The sequence below is a fragment of the Bifidobacterium goeldii genome, assembly GCF_003951095.1.
Taxonomy (GTDB): Bacteria; Actinomycetota; Actinomycetes; order Actinomycetales; family Bifidobacteriaceae; genus Bifidobacterium; species Bifidobacterium goeldii.
Genome location: NZ_QXGL01000002.1, coordinates 42,919 through 69,563, shown reverse-complemented (window position 1 = coordinate 69,563; position 26,645 = coordinate 42,919). Strand labels below are relative to the sequence as shown.

At 56.4% G+C, this 26,645-nt stretch carries 19 protein-coding genes; 15 read left to right on the top strand and 4 right to left on the bottom strand.

The genetic code is table 11. The features are described 5' to 3' along the window. Positions 1 to 192: 192 nt before the first annotated feature. On the top strand, positions 193 to 1,506 hold the full coding sequence (locus tag D2E25_RS03930; protein ID WP_125980478.1) for an Nramp family divalent metal transporter: 1,314 nt from the start codon (positions 193 to 195) through the stop codon (positions 1,504 to 1,506). Positions 1,507 to 1,598: 92 nt separating this feature from the next. Here the strand turns inward: D2E25_RS03930 and D2E25_RS03925 are convergent, their stop codons facing one another. Then, positions 1,599 to 3,239: an MDR family MFS transporter gene (locus D2E25_RS03925; protein ID WP_125980005.1), complete on the bottom strand. Its 1,641-nt coding sequence runs from the start codon at positions 3,237 to 3,239 to the stop codon at positions 1,599 to 1,601. A gap of 252 nt (positions 3,240 to 3,491) precedes the next feature. On the opposite strand from D2E25_RS03925, the gene D2E25_RS03920 reads away from it, so the two are divergent. Continuing rightward, positions 3,492 to 4,946 (top strand): flagellar basal body-associated FliL family protein, encoded by a 1,455-nt coding sequence (locus D2E25_RS03920; RefSeq protein ID WP_125980003.1) that lies wholly within the window; start codon positions 3,492 to 3,494, stop codon positions 4,944 to 4,946. 329 nt (positions 4,947 to 5,275) lie between these two features. Here D2E25_RS03920 and D2E25_RS03915 read toward each other — a convergent pair whose 3' ends face one another. After that, positions 5,276 to 6,277, bottom strand: coding sequence for an aggregation-promoting factor C-terminal-like domain-containing protein (locus D2E25_RS03915; protein ID WP_125980001.1), 1,002 nt, complete (start codon positions 6,275 to 6,277; stop codon positions 5,276 to 5,278). Positions 6,278 to 6,561: 284 nt separating this feature from the next. After that, entirely contained in the window at positions 6,562 to 6,933 is a 372-nt protein-coding gene (trxA, locus tag D2E25_RS03910; protein WP_420897323.1) for a thioredoxin, read from the bottom strand. Between the two features lie 161 nt (positions 6,934 to 7,094). On the opposite strand from trxA, the gene D2E25_RS03905 reads away from it, so the two are divergent. The 12 genes from D2E25_RS03905 to D2E25_RS03850 all read left to right on the top strand — a co-directional run bounded on the left by D2E25_RS03905 (position 7,095) and on the right by D2E25_RS03850 (position 23,941). Next, the gene (locus D2E25_RS03905; protein ID WP_125979999.1) at positions 7,095 to 7,721 is read left to right on the top strand and encodes an NUDIX hydrolase family protein; all 627 of its coding nucleotides are present in this window, start codon (positions 7,095 to 7,097) and stop codon (positions 7,719 to 7,721) included. 31 nt (positions 7,722 to 7,752) lie between these two features. Beyond that, positions 7,753 to 8,613, top strand: coding sequence for an alpha/beta fold hydrolase (locus D2E25_RS03900; protein WP_125979997.1), 861 nt, complete (start codon positions 7,753 to 7,755; stop codon positions 8,611 to 8,613). Positions 8,614 to 8,634: 21 nt separating this feature from the next. After that, complete coding sequence (gene nudC, locus D2E25_RS03895) at positions 8,635 to 9,732, top strand: NAD(+) diphosphatase (protein WP_125979995.1); 1,098 nt, start codon at positions 8,635 to 8,637, stop codon at positions 9,730 to 9,732. 295 nt (positions 9,733 to 10,027) lie between these two features. After that, positions 10,028 to 12,124, top strand: coding sequence for a L,D-transpeptidase family protein (locus D2E25_RS03890; RefSeq protein ID WP_241217001.1), 2,097 nt, complete (start codon positions 10,028 to 10,030; stop codon positions 12,122 to 12,124). A 93-nt stretch (positions 12,125 to 12,217) separates the two neighbouring features. Beyond that, on the top strand, positions 12,218 to 12,619 hold the full coding sequence (gene gcvH, locus D2E25_RS03885; RefSeq protein ID WP_125979993.1) for a glycine cleavage system protein GcvH: 402 nt from the start codon (positions 12,218 to 12,220) through the stop codon (positions 12,617 to 12,619). Between the two features lie 144 nt (positions 12,620 to 12,763). After that, on the top strand, positions 12,764 to 13,939 hold the full coding sequence (locus D2E25_RS03880) for an App1 family protein (RefSeq protein ID WP_241217028.1): 1,176 nt from the start codon (positions 12,764 to 12,766) through the stop codon (positions 13,937 to 13,939). A 134-nt stretch (positions 13,940 to 14,073) separates the two neighbouring features. Further along, positions 14,074 to 16,551: a S9 family peptidase gene (locus D2E25_RS03875; protein ID WP_420897325.1), complete on the top strand. Its 2,478-nt coding sequence runs from the start codon at positions 14,074 to 14,076 to the stop codon at positions 16,549 to 16,551. 135 nt (positions 16,552 to 16,686) lie between these two features. After that, positions 16,687 to 17,718: a 3-isopropylmalate dehydrogenase gene (locus D2E25_RS03870; protein WP_125979987.1), complete on the top strand. Its 1,032-nt coding sequence runs from the start codon at positions 16,687 to 16,689 to the stop codon at positions 17,716 to 17,718. A 145-nt stretch (positions 17,719 to 17,863) separates the two neighbouring features. Then, positions 17,864 to 18,985, top strand: a complete 1,122-nt coding sequence (locus D2E25_RS03865) for a lipoate--protein ligase family protein (RefSeq protein ID WP_125979985.1) — start codon at positions 17,864 to 17,866, stop codon at positions 18,983 to 18,985. Positions 18,986 to 19,278: 293 nt separating this feature from the next. Then, complete coding sequence (locus D2E25_RS03860; RefSeq protein WP_125979983.1) at positions 19,279 to 19,998, top strand: Crp/Fnr family transcriptional regulator; 720 nt, start codon at positions 19,279 to 19,281, stop codon at positions 19,996 to 19,998. A gap of 236 nt (positions 19,999 to 20,234) precedes the next feature. Beyond that, positions 20,235 to 22,598: a transglycosylase domain-containing protein gene (locus D2E25_RS03855; protein ID WP_206430729.1), complete on the top strand. Its 2,364-nt coding sequence runs from the start codon at positions 20,235 to 20,237 to the stop codon at positions 22,596 to 22,598. 218 nt (positions 22,599 to 22,816) lie between these two features. Beyond that, on the top strand, positions 22,817 to 23,941 hold the full coding sequence (locus D2E25_RS03850; protein ID WP_125979979.1) for an NADH:flavin oxidoreductase/NADH oxidase: 1,125 nt from the start codon (positions 22,817 to 22,819) through the stop codon (positions 23,939 to 23,941). A gap of 489 nt (positions 23,942 to 24,430) precedes the next feature. Here the strand turns inward: D2E25_RS03850 and D2E25_RS03845 are convergent, their stop codons facing one another. Continuing rightward, positions 24,431 to 25,579 carry a quinone-dependent dihydroorotate dehydrogenase gene (locus D2E25_RS03845; protein WP_125979977.1) on the bottom strand — a complete coding sequence of 383 codons (1,149 nt, stop codon included), beginning with the start codon at positions 25,577 to 25,579 and terminating at the stop codon, positions 24,431 to 24,433. A gap of 262 nt (positions 25,580 to 25,841) precedes the next feature. Here D2E25_RS03845 and D2E25_RS03840 point away from each other — a divergent pair, with 262 nt between their 5' ends. Continuing rightward, on the top strand, positions 25,842 to 26,645 hold the full coding sequence (locus tag D2E25_RS03840) for a DeoR/GlpR family DNA-binding transcription regulator (RefSeq protein ID WP_125979975.1): 804 nt from the start codon (positions 25,842 to 25,844) through the stop codon (positions 26,643 to 26,645).

Sequence of the window (26,645 nt, the reverse complement as noted above, 5' to 3'; positions counted from 1 at the left end):
AGGGTTGCCGCATTCGCGTCAGTGAACTGCGTCCACGAATTCCCGCATGTTTCCCCGATGTTCACACGTGCGCGCTATAACAGTGCGCTGGAAACACGATAAGAGGGGATACGCCGCAAGATGACGAATGAAATCGGTGGCGAACACAGCACGCACATCGAACACGACACGGGAACACCATCAGTAAGCACAATGCCTGAAGCGCCGGGTGAATTACGCACGCCGGATACTCCGCCGACGCCGCAAATCGATATCGAACGCCAGCGTGCCGCTGAAGCTGGCACACACCAGCATCATGGTCACGCGCTCGCATCCATTCTCGGCCCTGCGTTCGTGGCTGCCGTCGCCTACGTGGACCCGGGTAACGTGGCCGCGAACATTACTTCTGGCGCGCGCTACGGGTATTTGCTGGTGTGGGTGCTCGTATTGGCGAACGCGATGAGTGTGCTGATTCAATACCAGTCTGCCAAGCTTGGCATTGTGACCGGCAAATCGCTGCCGGAATTGCTTGGCGAGCGCATGAGCGATGCTGGCCGATTCATGTTCTTTATGCAGGCGGAAGTTATCGCTATTGCTACTGATTTAGCTGAGGTGATCGGTGGTGCAATCGCGCTAAACCTGCTGTTTGGTTTGCACTTGTTCGTTGGCGGACTGGTAATTGGTGCGATTTCCACCGTGTTGTTGTGGTTCCAGGGCGGGCGCACGCATCGACTGTTTGAAAAGATTGTTATCGCGCTGCTGCTGGTGATCACGTTCGGCTTCGTGTTCGGCCTGTTCATCGCGCCGCCGAATCCGCTTGATGTGCTGGGCGGTCTTATCCCGCATTTCACTACTACGGATTCGGTACTCATGGCATCCTCGATGCTGGGTGCCACGGTGATGCCGCATGCGATCTACATGCATTCCACGCTGGTCAACGATCATTACGCGCCGGGGGAGAAGAAGCCGACAGTGCGCCAACTGCTGCATGGTTCCAAGATCGATGTGGCGTGGGCGCTGCTGCTGGCTGGCACGGTGAACGTGGTGCTGTTGATCATCGCAGCGAATTCACTGCATGGTATGGCCGGTACGGATTCGATCGAAGGCGCGCAGCATGCGATCGTGTCAGTGCTCGGCCCGGTAGTTGGCACAATCTTCTCGATTGGCTTGCTTGCTTCGTCGCTGAGTTCAACGTCGGTTGGTACGTACGCTGGTTCGGAGATTATGCACGGTCTACTGCGTATTAAAGCGCCTATGTGGGCGTGCCGCGTGGTGACGCTAGTACCAGCACTGGTAGTGCTCTGGTTTGCGCCGAACCCGACGATGGCTCTGGTGATTGGCCAGGTGATTCTATCGATTGGTATTCCGTTCGCGATTATTCCGCTCATGCGTTATACGCATGATCGCACGTTGATGGGCGAATATGTGGATGGAACAGCGAAGCATGTGATCTTTGTTGCAGTTGCGGTACTGATTGTCGCTTTGAACGTGCTGCTCATCGTGTTGACGCTGTTGGGCAAGGCGTGAGCTGAGCCGCACGCACTACAGAGCAGCATCAATGCAATTGGCCGGTATGATGAACGCGCATCATACCGGCCAATTGTTTGTGTTATGAGGATTTATGCACGCAGTTTGGCGAGCGCACGCTGAGCGGCTTCGCGCGAAGAGCCTGCGCCAGAACCCTTGACGCCAAAAATGACGATAAGCATCTGCAAGAACACGAGGAACGCGCTAAATCGCAGTGTCCACTGTGTGCCGAAAATACCGGCGAGCGCGGGCGAGCCGCCATGCATGCGCGTGAGCGTTTCCAGCATGATGACGAGCACAGGAGCGCCGATTGCGCCGGCGATTTGACGCACGGTGTTAGTAACGGCTGAACCTGCCGATACTTCGGTGTGATCGAGGCAGTTGAGCGACCATGTGGTAATCGGCATGATGACGAAACCCATGCCGATCTGCCGGATAAACTGCCAGATTGACACCCACCAAATCCACGTGTGTGGGCCAATCAGGCTCATCATAATCGTGCCAAACAGCAGAACAGTCGTACCAGTGATTGCCACCGGGCGTGCGCCAAGACGATCGAGGAGTTTGCCGCCGAAATACTGTGAAATACACATGCCGAACGCGCCTGGCATCATGACCAGACCGCTGATTGTGGCGGAATAGCCGCGATCGTTTTGAATATACAGCGGCATAATCACCATAATTGAGCTGAATGCGAAGAAGCTCAACGCGGCGCACACGGTGCCGGTAGTAAAATTGCGGTTTTTGAGCACGCCAAGGTTGAGTAGCGGCGGATTGGGAGTAACGCTGCTGCCGGTTCGTTTCGCAGCGTCAGCGTTGGCTGCGGCTGTGTTGGCGGCTGCGGCTGCGGCTGTGTTGGCGGCTGCGGCTGTGTCGTTGGTTGCAGCTGCGGCGGCAAAGCGTCGCGCGCTGTGAATCTGCCGCATCACAAACCAAATAATGCCCAATACGCCGATCAGCATTGACAGCCACACCATCGGATGCGTGAACGGATACGATTCAATATTGGTAAAACCGAACATCAAACCGCCAAAACCGAACACTGACAGCGCTACAGAGAAGAAGTCTGCCTTCGCATGCTGATCAGTGACGCCGAAGTTGCGCAGCCCAAAAGCTGCCATCAACAGTGAAGCTATGCCGATCGTGGTCAGCGTGCAGAAAATCGAACGCCAGCCGAACATGTCGGTTTGCATACCGCCGATAGTCGGGCCAAGGGCAGGTGCAACACTCATTGCCATACCAACCGTGCCCATCGCCATACCGCGTCGCGACAGCGGGTAAATCGAAAACACGGTAATTTGCAGCACTGGCCACATCACACCAGTGCCAATCGCTTCAAGCAGTCGGCCAACAAGCACCATCAGGAACGAGGAGCCAATCCAAGCAAGCAAAGAGCCGATTGTGAATACGCTCATCGACACGAGCACAATCTGCCGCGTGGTAAACCGGCGCGTAAGAAACGCGGTAAGCGGCACCATAACGCCCATCACCAGCTGGAAAATCGACGTAAGCCATTGACCAGTGGTTACAGAAACGCCGAATTCAGTGACGATCGTGGGCAGCGCGGCACTCAACTGCAATTGCGTGAAGTTACCGACGAATGTAATAAACGTCAAAATCGCGATCGAAGCAAACGCGGTGCGCGTCAAATGACCGTCGACATAGCTTTCCTCGCTGGTAAGCGCCTGCGATAACGCTTTGCTGCGATTGCTGAGCCGTGTCGTTCCGCTCATGTGCCACGTTCCCTTCGCAACCTGACGCCACCGTTGCGTCGGGTTTGTTGTATATGCATCATTAATCCGACGTAGATACACTACTCCCAACGGTGGGCAAGTGTTCGTTTGCGGGTCGGCGGTTGGGCAGGAGAGTCGGCGATGAGTGAGGCATAAAGCCGTGTGATGGGCGGTATATATAAAAGGGAATACGCAAAAGTATGCACGATCGAGCATAATGGATGCCGTTGCAAGCATTACGGGGGTAGTGTGATGAGTGAACTGAATGATTCGACCAATGATGACGTCGAACAGCAGCGTGGCCGTACTGGCTCAAACGGCCACACGAACCATGCTGGTAACACTGACGCTAATGCGCCTGAGCCAATGATCAACCCCGATGTAGTGGATGAGGCAGCGTGGGATATTCCTTCACTTGAATTCCCGCAAGTAGGCCATCCGCTGGTACCTGATATGCCGTCAATTCCTAATCTGAACCACCACACGCATCATCATGATGCGGCGGCTTCAGACGCTGCTGCGCAAGGTGGTGATCCGCTGGGGCTGGCAGATGTTGCTGATATTCCTGCAGAGCCTGCACAGCCGCAGCCCAAGGCTGATAATGCGGTTACTGTAGTACTCGAACCCGTCAGTCAGAGCGAGGCTGATGCGGCGGTGGCTGCCACGCGCGCAATGGCTCCAACTGGTACGCCTGGCAATGGTGGTACTGCGGTTTTCAATCCGCTTGCAGGAGCAAACGGCAACACCCCCACGCCGCGCAATCCAGCAAAGCCTCCGAAGCGTTCCCATGTCGGTAGGAATATCGCCATCGTGATTATCGTGCTGCTGGTTCTTGCAGCACTCGCTGGCGGCGGCTACGCGTTGTGGCGCAATCGTCAAGCGCAACAGGAGCATCAGCAGGCGATGAGCCTATGCACGCAGGCAAAGTCTGATGTTGATGACGCAGTGAAAACATTGAACGCTGCGCTCACCAAGGGCAAGACTGCACAGCAGCAGGCGAGCGGGCTTGACCAAACGATTACCGACAAGCTCAACACGGCTATCGACAATGCTTCGAACTTGGATGCTGCCGATAGTTGCGACGCTTCGCTCAATACGGACGCGTTGACGCGCAATGCTGATTCCAACACCACGCTTGCTGGCAAGATTAACGATGCTGCCAAGGCAGTCACTGACGCGACGAAGTCTGTTACTGATGCGCGTACGGCAAAGATCAGCGAGCTCAAGCAGCAGCTGCAAACCACGGTGACTACCGCGCAGCAGCTGCTGAACGACAGTGAAGGCGCAGTGTCTGACGACACCACGCGTGACACATTGCGTCAAGCGATTGAGAGCGCCAACGCGCAGTTGAAGGAAAGTGACGCGAAGCTTGACGCTTCTGCGCTGCAGCAGTCGATTGATACGATTGGCGCCGCGAGCACTGCAGTGAACGATTCGATGAGCTCCTACACGGCTTACCGCCAGCGTCTCTACCAGCAGCAACAGCAGGCTCAACGGCAGGCGCAACAGCAGCAGAATAATACGACGACCGGCGGCACTGCGGGCTCGGGTTCAGGAACCGGTACGACGACCGGCGGCAGCACGGGCACGACGACGGATGGTACCGGCACTGGTACTGGTACGACGACTGGTGGCAGCACGGGCACGACGACCGGCGGCACCACTACGACCACGCCTCAGTCCACTACCGATGGTGCGACGAACTGATCTGACTGATTGATTGATTGGGGTCACTGGGTCGGGTTGGCTTAGTGACCCCCATCTTAGTTGGGCTCTAACCACCCAGTTAAGGTTCAGTTAAGGCTCTGCAGTTAAGGTTCTGATAGTTGAGGTTGACCAGATCTGGCCCCTTCTCGTTGTGTGCATATCCGGCTCACTTAAACCGCTAAGGGGGTATCCGAATGGTCCGGATATGCACACAACCTTTAAGTGCTATAGAGGGCTTGCCCTTAGAGCGGAAATGAAAAAGCCTCCACAGTGTTAGCTGCGGAGGCTTATGTGGTTCAGGCAGGTCAACCGATCAGCCGATCAGTCGATCAGTAGCTGTGGTGGGACAGCCAGTAGCTGTACGCGCCAGCCAAAGAACCGTAACGGCTGTTGCAATAGTTCACAAACCACTTGAACTGGGTCTGGTAGTTGGTAGCCCAGTCAGCGCCAGCAGAAGCCATCTTGCTGCCAGGCAGAGCCTGCGGCAGGCCGTAAGCGCCGGAGCTTGGGTTTGTCGCGTTCACGCGCCAACCAGACTCGTGGTTGATGATGTAGACGGCGGCAGTAAAGTCACTTTCCGTGTAACCGTTGGCGAGCAGATAATCATGTGCCCACTGCTGCATTTCGCCTGCTGGCACCGTATCGCCAAGACTGTTGCTCGACGTAGTGGCGGTCGAACCAGTACCTACGAGAATCACCTTATCGACTGGTGCTTTCTTCACGTAGGACGTGAACACGTTCGAAGAAACAACCGTATCGCCAGAGCGAGTAACCAAGCTAGTGGTTTCCATTACGCCCTCTTCGCCTTCGGTTTCAACCTTTTCCTGGCCCTTAGGCAGTGAGGAGGTTTCCTTCTTGACGATGTTGAATGCAATCGGGTCGTCAGAAGTTTCTACCTGCGTGTTGGCGCGCGTAATAGTAATAACGGTGGATTCATCCACCTTGGTGTCTAGCGAGGGGGAGACAGAATCGTCTGGTTCAAGAGTGATGTCGCCTGCATCCAGCACTGACTTGACATTCGTGAAATCAGTGCCCAGTACAACGCGGGACTTGCCGTTGATTTTCACCGTCACATAGCTGGTATCTCCGTTATCTCCGCGCAGTTCGGTACGCGTCGATCCACGAGAAACCGTGCTGCCAGCCAAATCGGTGGCTGAATATTCCTTCACCGTGGAGGCAGCGGTGCCTTCCTTATCGGCGTAGAAATTGCGGGAGACAATGCCAGCGGCAATTACCATGATTACCGCCGCCATGATCGCGACAAGACGAATCCACTGACGCTTGCTGAGTGAGAGCAGCGTAGGTGTATGCGCTCTGCGATGGCTGGCCATTATGCTCCTTGATCGTCCAATAATCCTCAGTGTGACTGGATTTCGATAGGGAAGTCCACGTCGGCGTGACGGTCCGCGAGGATCGCACTGGCATGCACGCACTGCTCAACAGTTTAGACCAAGGGGATTACCTTTTGTTCCACATCTGCAATGCATGGGAGCGGAGAGACCGGCAATGAAACCGAACTTTCGTTCATTACATCGGAGGTTTTAGTCCAATAATCGGGGGTGCAGTCCGCTCCAAGCCTTCTCAGATGCTCATTACTGGGCTTGGCTTAACCAGCTCAGGCAGTCTGCTCGGAATTAGCAGCAGATGCAGACTCAGCAGCTGCGCTCATATCCAGCGCTTTCGCCTGGCTAATCAGATCGTCAAGCGCTTCAGCGTTCAATGCGCCAGCCTGCTGGAAAATAATCTGACCCTGCTTGAGAATCATCAGCGTAGGCACAGCCTGAATACCAGCGGCAGCAGCAAGATCCTGGTTAGCGTCAATATCAACCTTGGCGAACGTAATGTCCGGGTTCTGCTCAGAGGCAGCCTCAAAAATCGGGCCGAACTGGCGGCACGGTCCACACCACGTTGCCCAGAAATCAACGAACACCAGCTCATTGTTCGTAATCGTCTTCTCAAAATCCTGCGTATTGAGCGCAATAACCATAATATTCCCCTCGCTTTCAAGCACGTTCGTTATTGCTCTCCAGCATCCCAGTACCACTCAACAACTTCAGCTTGAAGACGAACGAAGCGTGTCGCCCTACGCCGAGCGCCGAATAGAAGCGCGATACACTGCGGTCACGTGCTTGGGGCCATAATGAAGACATGCCAGTTTTGAATGACGAGGTACCCGACGACGGCGATTTCGATGCCGGCCGCCGCCGCGGCGAATTCGACGACATTACGCCAGAAGACTTCATCCACGGGTCTAACCACAGCAACCCGCCTGGATGGTTGGGCCCAGCCGACATTAGTCGTGCGCGCCGCCAAATTCCGATCGCATACGTAGAAATCGTGCCAGTGCGCACCGATGACATGGGCCGCGTATCGCAAGTCGGCTCGTTGCTGCACGTGTCTGATGACGGTTCGATTGAACGCACGCTGATCACCGGCCGCGTACTGTTCCATGAGACATTGCGCGAGGCAATCGCACGCAATATTGCCAAGGATTTGGGCGATATTGCGCTGCCGATGCTACCGCAGAATCTCCAGCCGTTTACTGTGGCGGAATTCTTCCCCACACCCGGTTTAAGCGAGTTCTACGATCCGCGCCAGCATGCGATCGCACTGTGCTATGTGGTGCCTATCGCCGGCGACTGCAAGCCGCAGGATGAGACGCTGGACGTCGAATGGGTAGACCCGCGCGGCGATGTGATGGAAACGTTTATCGGCCAGATGGTGAACGGGCACGGCAAGATCGTACGCCAAGCGCTCGCATGGCTCGGCGTATGACATATTGATGTGACGTATTGGAAGGAATCGGATGATCGAACTGAACAACACGGTTTACTGTGAAGGCGAAGGGGTGCCACTGGTATTAGTGCACGCGTTCCCAGTAGATCACCGCATGTGGGATGGGTGCGCGGGCCGTCTGATCGCGCTCGCTGCAGCGCAAGGTGATGCTGCGTTAACCATCTGGGCGCCGGATATGCCCGGTGCTGGCGAAGGACCGATTCCTGACGCGCACGATAGCGGCCGTGTTGACACTGATGGCGCATACTTGGATGCGCTTGACAATATGACCGACGCGTACGCGCAGCTCGTGCGCGACGCAGGCTACGAGCGCGCCGTATGGGCAGGACTGTCGATGGGCGGCTATGTGGTAATGGACATGCAGCGCCGCCACCCAGACATGATCGCTGGAGTAGCATTGTGCGACACCAAAACCAGTGCAGACAGTGCTGATGCTCGCGCACACCGTATCGCCGTTGCGGAACAATGCGAGCGTGACAACAACGTTGACGCAGTCATGGGATTCGCACAAGCCAGCGAATCAGATTCCAGTTTCAAACGTTCTGCTGGCGGCAGTGCAATGCTCGCGCGTTGGATCGCCTCGCAGCCGCCGCGCGGAATCGCATGGCGTCAACGCATGGCAGCCGGTCGTGAGGACTTAACGGATCAGCTTGCCAACATCAGCGTTCCAGCCGCAGTAGTCGGTGGTGACAAAGATCCATTCAGCCCGCCGGCCGCTATGGAAGAGCTCGCTGCCGCAATGACCAGCACCAAGCCAACATTTACCATGCTTGAGGATTGCGCTCATTTCAGCGCTGTTGAGCACCCGGATGAAGTAGCTCACGTATTGCTTGACCTGATGCGTCGCGTGCGCGCAGGCGAGAACGCCTGAACATCCTGAAGCATAAGGAGCATGACCATGTTTTCACCATTGGCGTTAACGCAAACGCTGCCATTCCTGCCGCTCGCGCAAGGCGATATTGACTATCAAGTCGACCGTCGTACCGACCCGAACCTGTTCGACGACCTGTTCGCCGACCCTGCCACCAAGGTCATTCTTGTGCGCGATGGTCTGCTCGCAGTTCCACGCGGGCAAGGCGGTTTCGTGGACTATGAGGCTGCAAAAATGCGCTTGTCTACGCTACCGGGCGCATACATGGGCGTGCAGCTCGCCGCTCACCCTGAAGCAGTCGCCATGTTCCTCGGCTCGTATGGTGGCGCTCGCAGCGAACATGTTGTTGCGATCGACATCACGCGTATTCAAGGACCGCGCTCGCCCATGCTTGCAGATTCTGCAGCGAATAGTGCGGATGGCGCGTTCGATGATGGCGGCTCTGAAGAACCATTAGCTCACCACAGCAAAACGGATTTGCTCGTGCAAGCAGTTGACCGTTTTGATTGGGTGGATTTGCGTGGATTTACGCCCCACGCGAGCGCGCGTGAAGCAGGGCAGGCGACCAGCGCAGTATCGCTGAGCATGTGGCATAATCGCCAACGTTTTTGCCCCACCTGCGGTGCTCCAGTCGAATCAGTGAGCGGCGGTTGGGCGCAGCGTTGCACTAGCGAAGCAGATGGTAATCGCATGCTTTTCCCGCGCATTGAGCCGGCGGTGATTACTGCAATTGTTGACTCGCAGGATCGTTTGCTGTTGCAGCACAATGCTGCGTGGCGTAATCCGAAACTGTATTCGGTGTGCGCTGGTTTTGTGGAAGCCGGTGAGAACCTTGAGCATGCGGTTCGCCGTGAAGCGAAGGAAGAAACGGGCATCGACTTGGGCGAAGTGCGCTACCTTGGCTCGCAGCCGTGGCCATTCCCGGCTTCACTGATGATGGCGTTTAAAGCGCAAGCGTTGAGCACTGATGTGACGCCAGATGGTGAGGAAACTAAGATCGCTCGGTTTGTAACTCGCGATGAGTATATGAACGAGTTGATTACCGGAAAGCTTGAAGCTCCTGGCAAGGCTACGATCGCGCGATACATGATCGAAGAGTGGTACGGCCGCGAACTGTGAGAGCTGCTGCGGCGACTGTGGAGACGACCGCGGAGATACTCGCACTGACGAGATATTCGCGTTATCTGCATGCTGTTCGCCAACGGCTGAGATATATGTCACAAAGCGCATAAAAAGCGGATATACGGGCCATATTGCGTACTGAATATGCGAAGCTGAAGGGAGCAAATGCGCCGATGATGGCGATGAGTGTTACTTGCCGATTGCATATCGATCGCATATTGGTAACACTGCCGCTCGTATTGGTGCTGGGCGTAGGTATAGTAGGCGCGAGAACCTGAAGTAAGGAATGGATATGGCTGACGAGTACACCGATAACGGCGTGAACGTGGGCGATAGTGCACAGCAGGCAGACGACGCTGTAAACGCTTCGCCGGCATTTGGCGAGCCGATGATTGACATCCCGTCCCTGACGATGCCGACGCTGCATGATGGCGAAGATGAACTGGCAGCGCAGCAGGCTGCAGCGAGCGTAAGCGAACCGGCTGAAGGTGAGCGTACGCAAGCGTTCAATCCGCTGGCAGATATCGCCGATGAGGATACTGTTGCACAGACCGAGTCTGCACCGGCTGAGTCTGCACCGGCTGAGTTTGCACAGACCGCGCCCGTAAGCGCGCAGCCATTTGATGAGCGCCCGTCAATCTTCCCCGCAGGATCATATGCGGATGTCGCTTCACAAAACGGTATTCCTGTCGATGTGCCCGTCGAAAACGAACAGCCGAGTGCCGCGTACGGATCGGCCTACGCAGGCGCTTACGATTACGGTGCACAGGCTGGCGCAGTGCCGCCACCGCCCGCTAGCGCAGCACAGGGTATGCCGCCGGCTGACGATGTTGCCACTATTGCTTTTGAACCAGTAGCGATGAGTGCTGCTGACGCTGCCGCGCTTGGCGCGGGCAGTGCCCGCGGTGGTAATGGAGGGAATGGAGGCGCAGCTGTGGCATCCAAGTCACCTAAATCTCACCGCGGCCGTTTTATCGTATTCGGTCTTATCGCAGCACTGCTCGTAGCGTTCGTAGCCGCATTCTTTGGCGCAAACTGGTACTTCCAGAATCGAGTCGCACCCGGCGTGCACTTTGGCGGTGTGAAAGTCGTTGGCCAAACCGCTGACGAGCTGAAAACCACTGTGCGTCAAGCCGTTGCTGATTCAGCAATCACCGTCACCGATTCTGATGGCGGCAAAGTCAAAGCAAGCCTTAAAGATCTCGGCGTAACCGTCGACGTCAACAAAACGGTCAACAAGCTGCTCGCAGCAAAATCCGACAGCATGTTTGCACGCGTCAACCCGTTCGCCCGCCAAGATGTAGCACTGGTTGCCAATACTGACGATTACGTGATGAGCACGTACCTTACCAAGCAGTTGGTCAAGGAAGATGATCGCGCAGTCGCCTCCACTATTGCCTACGATGAATCATCCAAGACGTTCACCGTCACCGATGGTAAGGATGGCAAGGCGCCGCAGTCGAAGTCGGTTACTAATGCAATCGAGCGCGCAGTCAGCGATCCTGGCCAAGCACAAAGCGTCTCTGTCACGTACGCAGATGTGACGATGCCAGTCACGGTTGATACGGCTACCACCGCCGCTGGCGAAGCAAACCAGCGTCTGAGCGCGCCTGTGACGATCACGAATTCGAAGAGCAAGTCGTTCACGCTGCCTGCCGACGAAATCGCCAAGTGGATTAAGCCGACTACTGATCTGCAAAAAGGCACGATTACGCTCTCCTACGATCAGGACGCTATCAAAACCTATTTGGCAGCGAACCTGCCTTCACAGCTCAATCAGGAAATGGTTGCTGAGAAGAATGTGACCAACGCTGACGGCAGCAAGGTGCTGTTCACCCTGCAAAAGGGTACGGATGGCGTGGATGTGGAGAACACCGACCAGACGGCGACGGACGTGGTGAATGCGCTGACTGCCGGTGCGGAAACGACTATCGAAGCCAAAGTGAAGGTGACCGATCACACGGTTGAAAGCCGCAAGGTAGACTACGAATCGCCAGACGGCGACCCGCACATGGTCATCAACTTAAGCGAGCAGACCGCTTACGCATACAAGGGCTCCACGCTGGTCAAGAGCTTCCCCGTGTCCACTGGCAAGCAGTCCACGCCTACCGACAATGGCACGTTCTTCGTACACACCAAGTACGAGGTGCAAACCATGCGCGGCGAGGATTATGTAACGCCAAACGTGCCGTGGGTAACCTACTACAACCAGGGCGAAGGCTTCCATGGCGCTCCCTGGAACTCAGAAGGCATTGCAAGCGGCACGCCAAAATCGCACGGCTGCACCAACATGTACGTAGCCGACGCGAAATGGGTGTATGACTTCATGCCCGTCGGCGCAATGGTGCAAGTAGTTGGCAGCACGCCTGACGCCGCAGTACGCCAGTAAATGCCAGTAAGTGTGCGCCAGTGCGCCAGTAAGTTACGGTGCGTTACGTTGCGCGTAAGCCGCTCTTAGGTCTCGTGCGCTACACTGGGGTGCATGAGTGACGAGAACGACAACGCGCTGAACCTTGACATTCCCGACCACCTCGAATACTCCGAGGAACACGTGTGGGTGGATACCTCCGTTTCGCCTGCGCTCGTAGGCATTACCGAGTTCGCTGAGAAAAAACTCGGCGAACTCGTGTTCGTTGACCTGCCTGAAGAAGGCACTCGCGTCGAGGCTGGCGATGAGGTTCTAGAATTGGAATCTGCCAAAGCTGTCGAACCGTTGGTGTGCCCGGTGGCTGGAACGATCCGCTACGTGAACCATGATGTTGCTGACGATCCCACCATTGTGAACAATGACCCATACGGTGAGGGCTGGCTGTTCAAAATCGAACTCGATGACGACGAGCCTGAACTGCTCGACGCGGAAGGCTACGCGAAAATCGCGCAGTAACAACTGACTATGAGGATGATAGACAACGACGGCAAGCGCAGCGAACACGAGCGCGAGGATGGTTCGCGCCACGGTCGTGGACTGTGGCATAGGCGTGATCATGAGCCTCGCCACGAGCGAGATCGCGCGCTTGAAGCTGATGACATGCCGACCGTGCCTATTCCTGCACGATCGGCCGTCACCACGTTCGATGCGGCGTCTAAACACGAGCGTATCGAAGTACAGCCGCCGCTCATCCGCCATATGCGCCGCACTATTACCGGCGTATTCGGCTTGTGGGTGCACGCGTCTACCGCAATCGCCAAACGGCTTGAATGGTTCCCGCGCGTAGAACCGTACGTTGGCTATGGCACGGAAGTCTATTCGCGCCTCATTTGCCGCACCGTGTATGCGCCCAAGCACAGCAAAGCTGGCGCGTTAACCCGTGGCATTGTTGGCATGCTGGCGATTCCCGCCGCCCACGTGCAAGTACGCATTGCCATTGATGGCACGCCGCTTGAAACCGTGCAAATTGGCGAATCTGAACAGTATGACCGGTTCGATCGCATGCGCGGTACCGGCAGTGAATATGCGATGTCTGATGAAAGCGGCTATCTTGATTTGGTGGCCGAACATCAGCTTGAACCGGGCATTCACCATGTCACGTATCAGGCACATGATCGCAAAGCGGTTTCCGCAGACTTGTTTACGATTCCTGCGAGCGCGAAAGTCGGCGTGATTTCTGACGTTGACGATACGGTGATGATCACGCAAGCGCCGGTGTTGTGGAAGGCTGCGTACAATCTGCTGCTGCTCAATCCGAAGAAGCGTAACGCGGTGCCGGGTATGAGCGTGCTGTTTACCAAACTGCAGGATATGTTCCCGGATGCGCCGTTCTTCTACCTGTCAACCTCGCCGTGGAATGTAGAAAGTTCGATCCGGCATTTCATTTCATATCATGGTTTTCCGGAAGGTCCGCTGCTGTTGCGCGATCTTGATCCGCGCCCGAAGACGTTTGTGCCTTCCGGCCCGCAGCACAAGCTTGAGTTTGCTGAACAGTTGATGGCTGATTTTCCCGATATGCGCTTTATTTTGATCGGTGATGATGGGCAGAAGGATCCGACCACGTATGCGACAATCGCCAGGCGTTACCCGGGGCGCGTGTTGGCGATTGGTATTCGCCAGTTGTCGCCGCGTGAGTCGACTGGTTTGCCATCGATGATGGGCGTTACCGCTACGCAGCCGACGCCAGTAACTGATGTGCCGGTGTTTACTGGTACGACGGGCGCAAATCTTGTTAAAACAATGCTGCCGTATTTGAAGCAAAAGCTCGCTCAATAGCGGTGCGGCTGGGGTATTGCGCGGCTGTTGACGTCGTGCTGGCGTTGCGTGTTGCCTTGTTGGCGTAAGCCTGTCGCAAGCCCGGCCGTATAATCGCCAGCATGACAGACGTACAGCACCTTGCCGAAACGGCGATGAAGCCGCCGATCGCTCAACGAATCATTACTCACCGCACCTTCCATGGCGACACGTTCGCCGACCCCTATGAGTGGATGCGTGATAAGGATTCTGATGCTGTGCGCGACTATGTTGCTGCACAAAACGCGTACTGCGAGCATCGTATGGCCGGGTTGAAAACCTTGCGTGACACGTTGTTTGACGAGTTGAAGTCGCACGTGCAGGAAACGGACATGTCGGTGCCGACACGCATGGACGGCTACTGGTATTTCACCCGTACGCAGGAAGGCCGGCAGTATGGTGTGCAATGCCGTATGCCGATTCGTAACGATGATGATTGGACTCCGCCGGCAGTAGATGCTGCTGACGCGCCGGGGACGATGCCGGGCGAGCAGATTGTGTTCGATGCGAATCATGAAGCTGAAGGACACGATTTCTTTGTGCTGGGCGGCATGGATATTAGCAAAGACGGCCGTTGGATGCTGTACGGCGTCGACGTGCACGGCAGTGAGCGCTACGATTTTCGCATTCGCGATCTGGAAACTGGCCGCGAACTCGATGAAACGCTGACGGGCATTGGCTCCGCGTGCTTTACTCCCGACGCGCAATGGGTGTTTTACGTGATTTTGGATGACGCGTGGCGCCCGTGTGAGATTCGCCGTCACCGCGTTGGTACACCGGTAGATAGTGATGTCACCGTGTTCCACGAGGATGATGAGCGTTTCTGGGTGAGCGTGGGCTTGAGCTTTGACGAGCGCAATATTGTGATCGGTACCGGTTCGAAAACATCTACTGAAGTGTGGATGTTGCCAGTCGACAATCCGGAAGGCGAGTTCTCCGTGTTCATTCCGCGCGAGCCGGATGTGGAATATGATGTGAGCTTCGCCTGTTTTGAAGGCGCTGGCGAGCAGGGCGAAGATATTCCGCTCGCAGTCGTATATCACAACGCGCATAATCCAAACTTCGAAATCGACGTGATCGATATGCGCGCGCACAAGCCGCCATTCCGCTTGGGAGAAGGCGTGTGCGTGGCTGCCGGCTCCCCTTACGGTTGCGAGCATGGCGATGAGGTTGAACCCGGTGCGAGCAAGCACGCGGTTGGTGCCGCATGGGTAAACCCTGATAATCCCATGATTCTGCGCGGCACTCATGGTTTAGCAATCGAAGGCATTGCTATTCACCGCTACTTTGTGGTGCTCTCATATCGTACGGACGGTTTGCCACATATCGCGGTAATGACGAAGGATCAGGCTGCCGCTGATTTTCTTGCCGGCCGGCCGTGGGCATTCCGCACGCTTACGCCACCAGCGCTTGACAATGATTGGGACACTGATCTTACTGAAGATGATGCGGAATCATTGCATGGCGATGATTTTGCTGGCCCGCACGGCCCTCATGGGCATGCTGCTGAGCCTGCGGCGCTATCAATGGTGTCTACGACCGACGGTGCTGCTGACGATCTGCTGCCGGGCGAAACTCGCCGCCTGTACTCTATCGGTTCTGGCGGTAATCCCTCGTACTTGGCGCCGCGTATGCGCTACTCGTTCTCCAGTTACACGCGCCCCGGCGAATTGCATGAATACGATCCCGCTACCGGCAACGACGTGCTGTTGAAGCGTGCGAACGTGCTGGGCGACTTCGACCCGCGCAATTACATGGAGCGTCGCGTGTGGATTACTGCGCGTGATGGCGAGCAGATTCCAGTTTCGCTGGCATGGCGGCGCGATTACCCGATGTCTGATTCTGCAATGTTCATCACCGGCTATGGCGCGTATGAGATCAGCTCAGATCCGTCGTTTTCTGTAGCACGGTTGAGCATGCTTGACCGTGGCGTACTGTACGCGGTGCCGCATATCCGCGGCGGTGGCGAAATGGGCCGCGCATGGTATGAGCAAGGGCGGAGGCTCCATAAGCGGCATTCGTTCGAAGATTTTGTTGATGCGACTATCGCATTGCAGGATGCAGGTCTTGCTGACGCTCGCCGCACGGTAGCGGACGGAGGTTCTGCTGGCGGCTTGCTGATGGGTGCCGTAGCCAACATGGCACCTGAGCGTTTCGCCGGTATTGAAGCTGACGTGCCGTTTGTGGATGCGCTGACGTCGATTCTTGACCCGTCACTGCCATTGACAGTGACCGAGTGGGATGAGTGGGGAGACCCGCTGCATGACGCTGACGTGTACCGCTATATGAAGTCGTATACGCCGTATGAGAATGCGCCGGACGTAGCGGATACGGCGGATGCTGGTACTGCTGGTAAGTCTGATGTAGTGCGGCACTTCCCGAAGATGTTTATCACCACGTCGATGAACGATACGCGCGTCCTGTATGTTGAACCGCTCAAATGGGTGGCTCGCTTGCAGGCTGCCGGTGTGGATGCAGTGATCAAAATCGAGGTGGAAGCCGGTCACGGCGGTACATCCGGCCGCTACAAGCAGTGGCGTGAAGTCTCCTATGAGAACGCATGGTGCTTAAGCCAAATGGCCATCACCCACTAAGCAGTATTCGGCACTATGGCACTATGTCTGCGGCGATGTGGTAAGCGCGCAGACATAGTGCCGTTGTAATCATGAATGTCCACAGGCTGAGAGGTTCGCGGCCGGTCTGTGGGCGCGCGTGTAGTCTCGCGTGCTATGAGCAAGACATATAAGATCGCCGTGATCGCTGGCGATGGTATTGGCAAAGAAGTCACCCCGTGGGCTCAGAAAGCGCTCGAAAAAGCTGCTCAAGGCGTAGCTGATTTCGAGTATGAGCCCTTCGATCTTGGTGCTGAGCGCTACCTGCGCGACGGTGCCATTCTGCCGGACGATGAGCTCGAGCGCATCAAGAAGACCGACGCAATCCTCCTGGGTGCTGTTGGCGACCCGCGCATTAAAGCTGGCATTTTGGAGCGTGGCCTGCTCTTGAAGCTGCGCTTCGCACTCGACCAGTACGTGAACCTGCGCCCCTCCAAGCTGTACAAGGGCGTTACTTCGCCGCTCGCCAACCCGGGCGACATCGACTTTGTTGTTGTGCGTGAGGGTACTGAAGGCCTCTACTGCGGTGCAGGCGGCGCTGTTCGCCGCGGCACCCCGCAGGAAGTCGCCACCGAGGTGTCCATCAACACTGCATACGGTGTCGAGCGCGTTGTGCGCTACGCGTTCGAACTGGCCATGAAGCGCCGCAAGCACATCACGCTCGTGCACAAGAAGAACGTGCTCGTCAACGCTGGTGACATGTGGCAGCGCATCGTCGACAAGGTCGGCGAAGAATACCCGGAGGTCACGCACGACTACTCGCACATCGACGCGGCCACCATCTTCCTCGTCTCCAACCCGAGCAAGTTCGACGTGATCTTGACCGACAACCTCTTCGGCGATATCCTCACCGACGAGGCGGGCGCGGTCGTCGGCGGCGTTGGCTATTCAGCATCCGGTTGCATTAACGCAAGCAACGAGTACCCGTCCATGTTCGAGCCGATCCACGGTTCCGCTCCGGACATCGCCGGCAAGGGTATCGCCAACCCGACCGCCGCGATCCTGTCCGCCGCGATGCTGCTCGAGCACCTCGGCTTCGACGATGCAGCCAAGAAGATCCACAAGGCTGTCGAAGCAGACATCGAAGAGCTCGGCTCCACCGAGCGCACTACCGCGCAGGTCGGCGAGGATATTCTCGCTCGCATCTGACGAATCGGCAGTTGACCGTACGAGCGGCCGTAACTCAAAACGCAATCGTGTTGTTGAGTTACGGCCGTTTTTGTAGCTCCAAGCGCCTTGTCTCAACGCTACGATGGAGTTCTTACTGCAGTAGTGCGCTGATAGGAGGGATGGCATGTGTAGTCGAGTGATGCGCGGCGAATACAAGACGCCAGGCGGCAAGCTTGTTGGCGTAAACGTAACAGTAGACGCTCAATCCGGTCGGGCAACAGCATGCCATGTAGACGGCGACTTCTTTGTTGAAGGCGATGATACTGCGGCGAATACACTCATTGCTGATATTGAACACGCGCTGATCGCCGGCAAGCCGATCGCGCCGGTAATCAATCAGCATCGCAGTGTACGCATAGTCGGTACTGATGCTACGGCGATCGAAACAGCATTCGCGCGCGCTGTTGGCAACAGTACTGCCAGCAAGTCCGCCGCGAATCGTCCACACTCCAGTACGCAACACTCCAGTACGCAACACTCCAATACGCAACACTCGATCGCGGATATTGCCTCCCCAACACAGCTCGCCGATTGGCGGAACCGCTGGAGGCAGCTCAGCCCAGTAATTGTGCGCGATACGCCGCGCTCGCCAGCTGATCAAATGATGATCGACGAACAATGGGCGCGCGAAGTCGCCGCCGGCAGGCGCCCCGCTACAATCCGCTTCTGGCAGTGGGCTGCACCAGCTGTAGTCGTCGGCCGATTCCAATCCATTCCAGACGAAGTACACGAGGATATCGCTGCGCGCGAAGGATTTGCCATCGTACGCCGTTGCACTGGCGGCGGCGCAATGTTCATCGAACCAGGCAACACCATCACCTACTCCCTGTACGCGCCGCGCGATTTTGCCACCGGAATCAGCATTGAGGAGTCATATCGTCTGTGCGACATGTGGCTTGTTGCAGCCTTACGCAATCTTGGGCTTACCGTGCATTTTGGCGGTTTGAACGACATTGCCTCACAGCACGGCAAAATTGGGGGAGCGGCGCAACGCCGATTTGCTCCCACCGGTGGCGGGCCGGGCGCAATCCTCCACCACGTCACACTCGCCTACGATATTGACGCGTCAACAATGGCTCGCGTACTTAACACATCGCCGGAAAAACTCTCTGATAAAGCCGTCAAATCAGCCGTTAAACGCGTCGACCCACTGCGCTCGCAAACCGGGCTGAGTCGCGAGGCAGTCATTGACCAGTTAGTCAACAGTCTTGAACGCGGTGACGTATTGGATGCGGGGGAATTGTGACATTTAGCTCAGCGCTCAACTCCGGTGTGATGGCTGCTGCCCGCTATATGGCGCTTTGCAATGGCTTGCAGAATCTAAGTTCTGCCCACGTTGTACTGCATATTAATGTCAATGCGTGGCGATGGTGATATCACTAGATGACTCGCCGGCTACCGGCTACAATATGACGAAGTCGGGCGATACCGCCGGGGTAGGAGTGCTACCCATGTGTATCATCCGAGAGTATTCATGCATCGCGGGTAGGGTGCAAACGGTTGCGGAGCAGAGCCGTGCAGACAGCGGCAGGAGGCGTTATGAGGTCGATGGTGCCGAATTCGATTCCCGAGGATGAGAACGAGCTACTGCACACGGCGTTATTTAAGCGGGTCTCGCCACAGCAAGCCAGCGAGTTGCTCCCATACCTTCAGCGAGCCACCTTCGACAAGGGCGATTATATTTTCCGCGAAGGTGACACTGATCACCGCATGTACTTGCTGGAACGCGGTCGAGTCAAGCTCATGCGCGAATCCAACGACCGCCGCGTGCAGCTGCTTTCTATCCACGCGCACGGCGAAGTCCTTGGTGAAATCCCTGTCTTTGACCCCAATGGTGGCCCGCGCACGGCGAGCGCCGTATCGATGACGCACGGCACGCATGTAGCGTGGCTTGAACATGACGCACTGTTTTCGTGGTTGAGCGAATACCCGAATGTGGCCATTGACATGCTGCAAGTGTTGGCTCGCCGTATGCGCGAAAACAATGAACGTATTTCTGACCTTGTGTTCATGGATGTGCCTGCGCGTTTGGCGAAAACGCTGTTGAACCTCGGTGCGCGCTTTGGCGAGCCGGTGGAAGCAGGGTTGAAAGTGCCGCATGATCTGACGCAGGAGGAGTTGGCGCAGTTGGTTGGCTCATCGCGCGAGACGGTCAATAAGGCGCTGATGGATTTTGCAAACCGGCATTGGATTGCGCGCGAAGGCCGTTCGATCATCATCTATCAGCCAGGTATGCTCATCCGCCGCTCGCGCCGCTAGTCACACCGAAAGTCACATCGATAGCCACACCGTGAATCGCCCCGCGTAACGCATACGAATCGCCGTCGCACACCGCACAAGGGGGTATTGCGTTCAGCTGGCGTACAGTGCAAATTCGGCAGGTTTGCGGCCAGTATTCGGCATAATACGCGCGTTTGTGAGACTTCTGCGAGAGGAATGGCGCTCGCCATCGCGTTTGATAGCTCCAGTAGAGGCGCCCCTTTAGAATGGCAACCATGCCCAAGAAGAAATCGTTGACCGTCAAACGTGTGTTTTCGCTGTTCCTCGCATACATGACGCTATGCCTCGCCGGCGGCGTCGTCACGAGCTTGTTCTTCCTGCCCGCTGTGCTCGGTGCGAATACGGTGGTAAAAGCCGTCGTACCGTCGCTGCAGGTGGAGGGTATTAACTTCAGTGTGACCGATCTGCCACAGCAGTCGCGACTCTATGCAGCTGATGGCACCACGCAGCTGACAACGTTCTATTCGCAGAACCGTATTGTTGTGCCGCTGAAGAAGATTTCTGAGCCGATGCGCAACGCGATGGTGGCTCGTGAAGATCGTCGTTTCTTCGAGCATTCTGGCGTTGACGTGCAGGGTGTGCTGCGCGCGTTTGTGCAAACGTATGTGAAGAAGGGCTCCCAGCAGGGTGGATCTTCGCTCACGCAGCAGTATGTCAAGAACGTACTGATTTTGCAGGCGGAAGAGAGCGACGATCCGATCGCTGAATACCATGCTTCCGAAGATACAATCGCACGTAAAATGCGCGAGATGCTGATCGCTGTGGAGATGGAAAAGCAGTATTCCAAGCTGGAAATCCTGCAAGGCTACCTCAATATCGCACAGTATGGTCGCGGTATTTACGGTGTGGAAATGGCTGCGCGCCGCTATTTCAACACGACTGCTGACAAGCTCACGATTGTGCAGGCGGCAACGATTGCAGCTATTACGAAGAACCCGAATAATTACGATCCGTCGGTGGAATCAAACCAGCCGGAATCGCAAAAGCAGCGCAATATTGTGCTCGACCTGATGTTGCAGGAAGGCTACATTACTCAGAAGGAACACGATGAGGCGAAGGCTACGCCGATCGCAGATACGCTGAATGTGCAAACGGTTTCTGCTGGATGTAGTGCTGCTGGTGACGCTGCATACTTCTGCGATTACGTGACGAAGAAGATCCTGAACTCGTCTGAATTTGGTAAGGATGCGGCCACGCGCCGCAAGCTGCTCTATGAGGGCGGCCTTGATATTTACACGACGATGGATGTTGCTGCGAACACGGCGGCAATGAACGCTGCGCGCAATGCGATTCCTGCGGATGATGCCAGCCAGTTTGAAGTGATGCTCGCGGCGATTCGCCCTGGCACTGGTGAAGTGCTCGGCTTTGGTATCAATAAGATTTACGATACGAGCCCGGAGGCTACAGGCGACCCTTCCAAGTCGGCAATGAACTATGCCGTTGATGAGATCGATGGCGGTGGTACTGGTTTCCCTGTGGGTTCTACGTGGAAGCCAATCAATCTCGTGGCGTGGATGCGCGCCGGCAAGTCAATTAACGAAGTGCTTCCGGCAACTACGAGCGTCAACTTGGCGAGGGATATTCCTGGCTTTAAGGGCGTCAACACGTGGCAGGTGCAGAACGCTGGTGGTGACCGCGCAACCGCTGAGTCCCCGCTTGATGGTCTGGTGCACTCGCACAACACCACGCAGGCTGCCATGTTGAAGGTAATCGGCTTGTCTCCGATCGCGCAGGCGGCTGAAGACATGGGCTTCCACCAGGCGTCAATTCAGAAGATGAATATGAAGCTGCAGGATGATACTTCCACCGGTGGCGCCTACCAGGCTCCGTTGGTGATCGGTGGTACGGTAACCACCTCGCCGCTGACGATGGCAAACGTGTACGCGACGATCGCAGCTAACGGCGTTGAATGCACGCCGATCGCAATTAAAAAGATCACTGACGCAACTGGCAAGGAACTCACGGTGCCGAAGGCGAAGTGCCATCAGGCTGTTGACCCGGAGATTGCGCAAACGGTTGCATATGCGTTGAACCAGTTCGTTGTGCGTTCTGATGGTGGCGGTCACGCTGCTCAGCTGGCCAATAACCGCAAGACGTTCGCGAAGACTGGTACGAACGAAAACACATACATGCTCACCGGCGGTTTTGTGCCAACGGTTGCAGCGTTCGTGGCCGTGGGTAACGCTGACGGTAACAGCGACTTTGACAACAAGACCATCAACGGCGTCTACCACAACACGTGGTACGGCTCCTATATCGCTACCCCAACGTGGAAGAACTTCATGGACGATTATCTGACGGCGACGAATACGCCGAATGATGATTCGTATGGCACGCCGTCTGACAAGTACATGACGGTAAGTTACAGCTATTCGAAGTCAAATACTGGCTCCACGTCGGGCACTTCTGGCTCTGGGTCGAGTACGTCTACGCAAACTGGTGGCACGGCAACAGACCAGTCCGGTACCGCTGGCACAACCGGCACTACTGGTGCAACCGGTGGCGAAACTGTGACTACGCCGAGCCAAGGTGGCGAAAGCCAGACGCAGACTGAAGGCCAAACTACTGGCGGCCAGTGATCTGGTGATGGTTGGCATGATGGAGCGGCTGTAAGCGGCTGCTCTTGCCATGACTGAGTGATGGTGCCCTTTGCGCGATGCGCGGAGGGCACCATTGTTTTGTGCGCGGTTGTGTGACTGCGTGACTGCTCCTCGGCGATGGTTCATACATCGTTCAACCTGCCGCGATAGAATGACCGCAACTGCGCAGTCGCAGACGGCGATGAGAAAGGGGATTTATGAACGCCGATACCAAGAAACGTAAGAAGGACACAGTACGCCTATTTGAGCCAATTACTTTGCGCGGGGTGACCGCGCGCAATCGTATTTGGCTGCCTCCAATGGATACGTATTCAGCGGTGAATCGTGATGGTAAGCCCACGCCATTCCACTACCAGCATTATGTGTCCCGCGCGATGGGCGGCTTTGGCTTGATTATCGCCGAGACGACGGCTGTGACCCCTGAAGGGCGTATTTCACCGTGCGATGTTGGCTTGTGGGATGACGAACAGGTTGCCGCATGGCATTGGATTGTTGATGGTATTAAAGCTGCTGGAGCGGTTGCCGCCGTGCAGCTGAACCACGCTGGTCGTAAAGGTTCTACTGGATGCTTCAGCGTCGGTTATGAAGGCAAAAGCGTGCCAGTTGAAGACGGCGGTTGGCAGACCGTTGCTCCCAGCCCGATCGCGTACCGCGGTCTTGCTGACCCGCGCGAGCTGAGCGTTGACGATATTCATGGACTGGTGGGCGCGTTCCGTGCTGCCGCTCAGCGTGCAGTATGGGCTGGTTTTGAAGCGATTGAAATCCATGCAGCACACGGTTATTTGATTTCTCAATTCTTGGACCCGCTGTGCAATGAGCGCACCGATGAATACGGTGGCAATCTTGAAGGCCGTATGCGCTTCCTGATTGAGGTTGCTGATGCGATTCGCGAAGTGATTCCGGATTCTATGCCGCTGTTTGTGCGCATTTCTGCAACTGATTGGGCTGCTGGCGGCTGGGATCTCGATCAGACTGTTGATACCGCTTGCGTATTGAAGCGCCATGGTGTTGATCTGATTGACGTATCCACCGGTGGCATTATCGCTGATGTTACTGTTCCGGTGAAGGCTAACTATCAGGTGCCGTTCTCCGATCAGGTGCGCGAGCGCGCTGACGTGCCGACTACAGCAGTGGGATTGATTACGAAGCCGAAGCAGGCGGAGAAGATCCTGCGCTCTGGTCAGGCCGACGCGATCGAGATTGGTCGTGCTGCATTGCGCGACCCATACTGGCCGCTGCGCGCTGCCGCCAAGCTTGGCGTGCCAGTCGCAAAGGCGCCCTACCAGCCCGCCTACCTCCGCGGCGCCTTCCCGCAAGACTGAATTCGCATACGGCTCTTCGGATTTTGGAGTGTATGACGAAACGTGTTGCCATGTGCCGATACTGGTTGCGTTGACTGTGGTGACGCTCCCTCAGTCAGCCTACGGCTGACAGCGTCCTGCAACTGCGGACTCGCGCTACGCGCAATGCTGTTTTGTTGCCGGTACTTCGTGCCGTGACGCTCCCTCAGTCAGCTTGCGGTTGACAGCGTCCTGCAACTACGGACTCGCTATGCGAGCGATATTGCTGGCTCGCCTGTCGGCGAGCACAACGCCTAAAAACAGCCCACTGGGCTGTTTTCTATACGGCGTTGTCCTCGCTGAGGGAACCGAGGCTCCGCCAGAGATATAGGGCTACAGTCATGTAATTGCTGGCGGCACATTCATTGGGTGCGGCTAGCCTCGGCCCCCTCGGCTGAGGGGGCTGTCTGAGCGTAGCGAAGACTGGGGGAGCGTCAGGCGGCGCTGAGCGCCGCCAACCCCGCAAATACGTCACGCGTCAACGCCAACAGCGTCCGCTACATGCTCAAAACCGTCACGCTTGAGCAGCTGAGCCAGTCCGCGCTTGAGCACAGTAATCTGCTGCGGGCCGCGGTACATGAGCGAGCTAATAAACATCACTAAACTCGAGCCATTGCGAATCTTCTGATACGCCTGCTGCGGGGTGAACACGCCGCCAATACCAGCGATCGCAAACCGGTCACCATACTCGCGGTACACCTGTGCGATACGTTCGTTGCTCGCCGCGTAGCATGGGCCGCCAGACAGGCCGCCCTCCCAGTCGCGCGGAATCTCAAGCCCAGTGCGGTCCTTCTGCAAGTTCGCAATGCTCACACCCTGCACGTTATGCTCAGCCAGCACATCCAACAGTTCCTTGAACTGCGGCCAAGGCGTATTCAGCGGCATCTTCACCAACGTTGGCTGCGGGCGTTCAATCTGATCAAGCGCGTCAAACAGGCGGTCGAGCGCGTTCGGGTCAGCGGTGAACGGTTCGCCCACATGCGTATTCGGACAAGAAACGTTGACTTCCACCATGGCAGAGCGTCCGGCTGCGCGGCGCATTGACGTGCAATAATCTTCGATACCTTCGTCCAAGTCGCCGCAGAACGCATCATTCGTGCGGGCAATCGAGACGGAAATCTGCATCGACTTCGCGCGAGTCCACGCTTGTTCTGCGCGAGCGATCACCTTTTCGGAACCATCGTTTGCAAGGCCGACGTGCACCATCATCGAATCGTATTCAGGCAAGCGGTGGAACCATGGCTTCGGATTGCCGGGGCAGGGGCGCGCAGTCGTAGAGCCGACGGTTTCGAAGCCGAAACCAGCGTTATCAAGCAGTACTGGCATATCGCAGTTCTTGTCAAGGCCGGCCGACAGGCCAAATGGGTTAGCAAAATCAACGCCCATCACGTTGGTTTCCAATACCGGATCGGTGTAATCGATCATTTCGCGCAGCAGCCACATGAGTGGTGGAATGCGCTTAGTAATACGGCAGAATTCGATCATTTGATCATGTGCCGTGTCAGGATTGTGGTTGAAAACGAAATTGGGTTTGATAACGTGCTTGTACCCAAAAGCGAACAGATCGGTGGTCGCCTTGTTCACAGCGTCGTGCCAGAAGTTTTCCGATACATAGGTCATAGGCTCCATTGTGGCACCGACGGGCGAGAAGCAACAAGAGGCGCGTGACGTGCGCGTGACGCGGAGCGTGACATGGAGCGTGACTGGGAGCATGACTGGGAGCGTGACACGGAGCTGATGTTCGATTTCGTCTTGTCACCACAACGCAAAACGTGAGATTTTGTGCGTTTTTTCGTGAATTGTGTTCGTAACCCTCGGCGTGTCGTCAACGAAACGCACATATTAGTTTTGTTTATGCGCGAACATGTGCGATAATGTTCGCATGATATCCTCACAACGTCAGCATCTGATACTCAGCCGCCTGCGTACACGCGGCGCGGTGCGCATCACGGCGTTGTCCAAGGAGCTTGGCGTATCGGCGATGACGATACGCCGTGACATCGCTGAGCTTTCCGACAAAGGCTTGCTCAAGCGCGTGCACGGCGGCGCAGTCACCACCAGCGCACTGCTCAGCGAGCCATTGTTCTCTGTGAAGTCGCAGATGGACATCGGACTCAAGGACGCCATCGCACAGGAGGCCATTCAATACGTGGCTCCCGGTGACGTGATCGCTATTGGCGGCGGCACTACCGCCTACGTATTCGCACAACACCTGCTGGAAAGCCAGCAGGCCTCCGGTATTACGATTCTCACGAACTCGATTCCTGTGGCGGAACTCGTACAAGCCCTCGAATCAAAAGACGTGGAAGTCATTGTTACCGGTGGCGTTATCACACGCTCCAACTCGCTCGTCGGGCCCATCGCCGACAAAGTCGTCGCCTCCCTGCGCGTCAACACCGTGTTCCTCGGCACACACTCCGTGTCTGTGCCGCGCGGCTTCTTGATGCCTAATTCGCTGGAGGCAGCCACCGACATGGCCATGATGGACATCGCTGATCGCACGATCATCCTAACCGACCACACCAAGTGGAGTTGCACATCACTGTCGTTGTTCGCCCGGTTTGACCAGGTGGACACGGTTATTACTGACGATGGTCTCGACCCCGACTCCGTCGCCAAAACAAGAGATTTGGTAAAGGAGCTTGTTCTGGCCCACCAGAGCGAGCACGCAGAGGAAAGTGAGTAA

Bases quoted from the DNA above. Each gene is read 5' to 3' on its own strand.
- trxA (WP_420897323.1), bottom strand. From the start codon at position 6,933: ATGGTTATTGCGCTCAATACGCAGGATTTTGAGAAGACGATTACGAAC.
- D2E25_RS03860 (WP_125979983.1), top strand. From the start codon at position 19,279: ATGAGGTCGATGGTGCCGAATTCGATTCCCGAGGATGAGAACGAGCTA.
- D2E25_RS03875 (WP_420897325.1), top strand. From the start codon at position 14,074: ATGAAGCCGCCGATCGCTCAACGAATCATTACTCACCGCACCTTCCAT.
- gcvH (WP_125979993.1), top strand. From the start codon at position 12,218: ATGAGTGACGAGAACGACAACGCGCTGAACCTTGACATTCCCGACCAC.
- nudC (WP_125979995.1), top strand. From the start codon at position 8,635: ATGACCATGTTTTCACCATTGGCGTTAACGCAAACGCTGCCATTCCTG.
- D2E25_RS03845 (WP_125979977.1), bottom strand. From the start codon at position 25,579: ATGACCTATGTATCGGAAAACTTCTGGCACGACGCTGTGAACAAGGCG.
- D2E25_RS03840 (WP_125979975.1), top strand. From the start codon at position 25,842: ATGATATCCTCACAACGTCAGCATCTGATACTCAGCCGCCTGCGTACA.
- D2E25_RS03865 (WP_125979985.1), top strand. From the start codon at position 17,864: ATGTGTAGTCGAGTGATGCGCGGCGAATACAAGACGCCAGGCGGCAAG.
- D2E25_RS03900 (WP_125979997.1), top strand. From the start codon at position 7,753: ATGATCGAACTGAACAACACGGTTTACTGTGAAGGCGAAGGGGTGCCA.
- D2E25_RS03870 (WP_125979987.1), top strand. From the start codon at position 16,687: ATGAGCAAGACATATAAGATCGCCGTGATCGCTGGCGATGGTATTGGC.
- D2E25_RS03925 (WP_125980005.1), bottom strand. From the start codon at position 3,239: ATGAGCGGAACGACACGGCTCAGCAATCGCAGCAAAGCGTTATCGCAG.
- D2E25_RS03905 (WP_125979999.1), top strand. From the start codon at position 7,095: ATGCCAGTTTTGAATGACGAGGTACCCGACGACGGCGATTTCGATGCC.
- D2E25_RS03920 (WP_125980003.1), top strand. From the start codon at position 3,492: ATGAGTGAACTGAATGATTCGACCAATGATGACGTCGAACAGCAGCGT.
- D2E25_RS03880 (WP_241217028.1), top strand. From the start codon at position 12,764: ATGCCGACCGTGCCTATTCCTGCACGATCGGCCGTCACCACGTTCGAT.
- D2E25_RS03930 (WP_125980478.1), top strand. From the start codon at position 193: ATGCCTGAAGCGCCGGGTGAATTACGCACGCCGGATACTCCGCCGACG.
- D2E25_RS03850 (WP_125979979.1), top strand. From the start codon at position 22,817: ATGAACGCCGATACCAAGAAACGTAAGAAGGACACAGTACGCCTATTT.
- D2E25_RS03855 (WP_206430729.1), top strand. From the start codon at position 20,235: ATGCCCAAGAAGAAATCGTTGACCGTCAAACGTGTGTTTTCGCTGTTC.
- D2E25_RS03890 (WP_241217001.1), top strand. From the start codon at position 10,028: ATGGCTGACGAGTACACCGATAACGGCGTGAACGTGGGCGATAGTGCA.
- D2E25_RS03915 (WP_125980001.1), bottom strand. From the start codon at position 6,277: ATGGCCAGCCATCGCAGAGCGCATACACCTACGCTGCTCTCACTCAGC.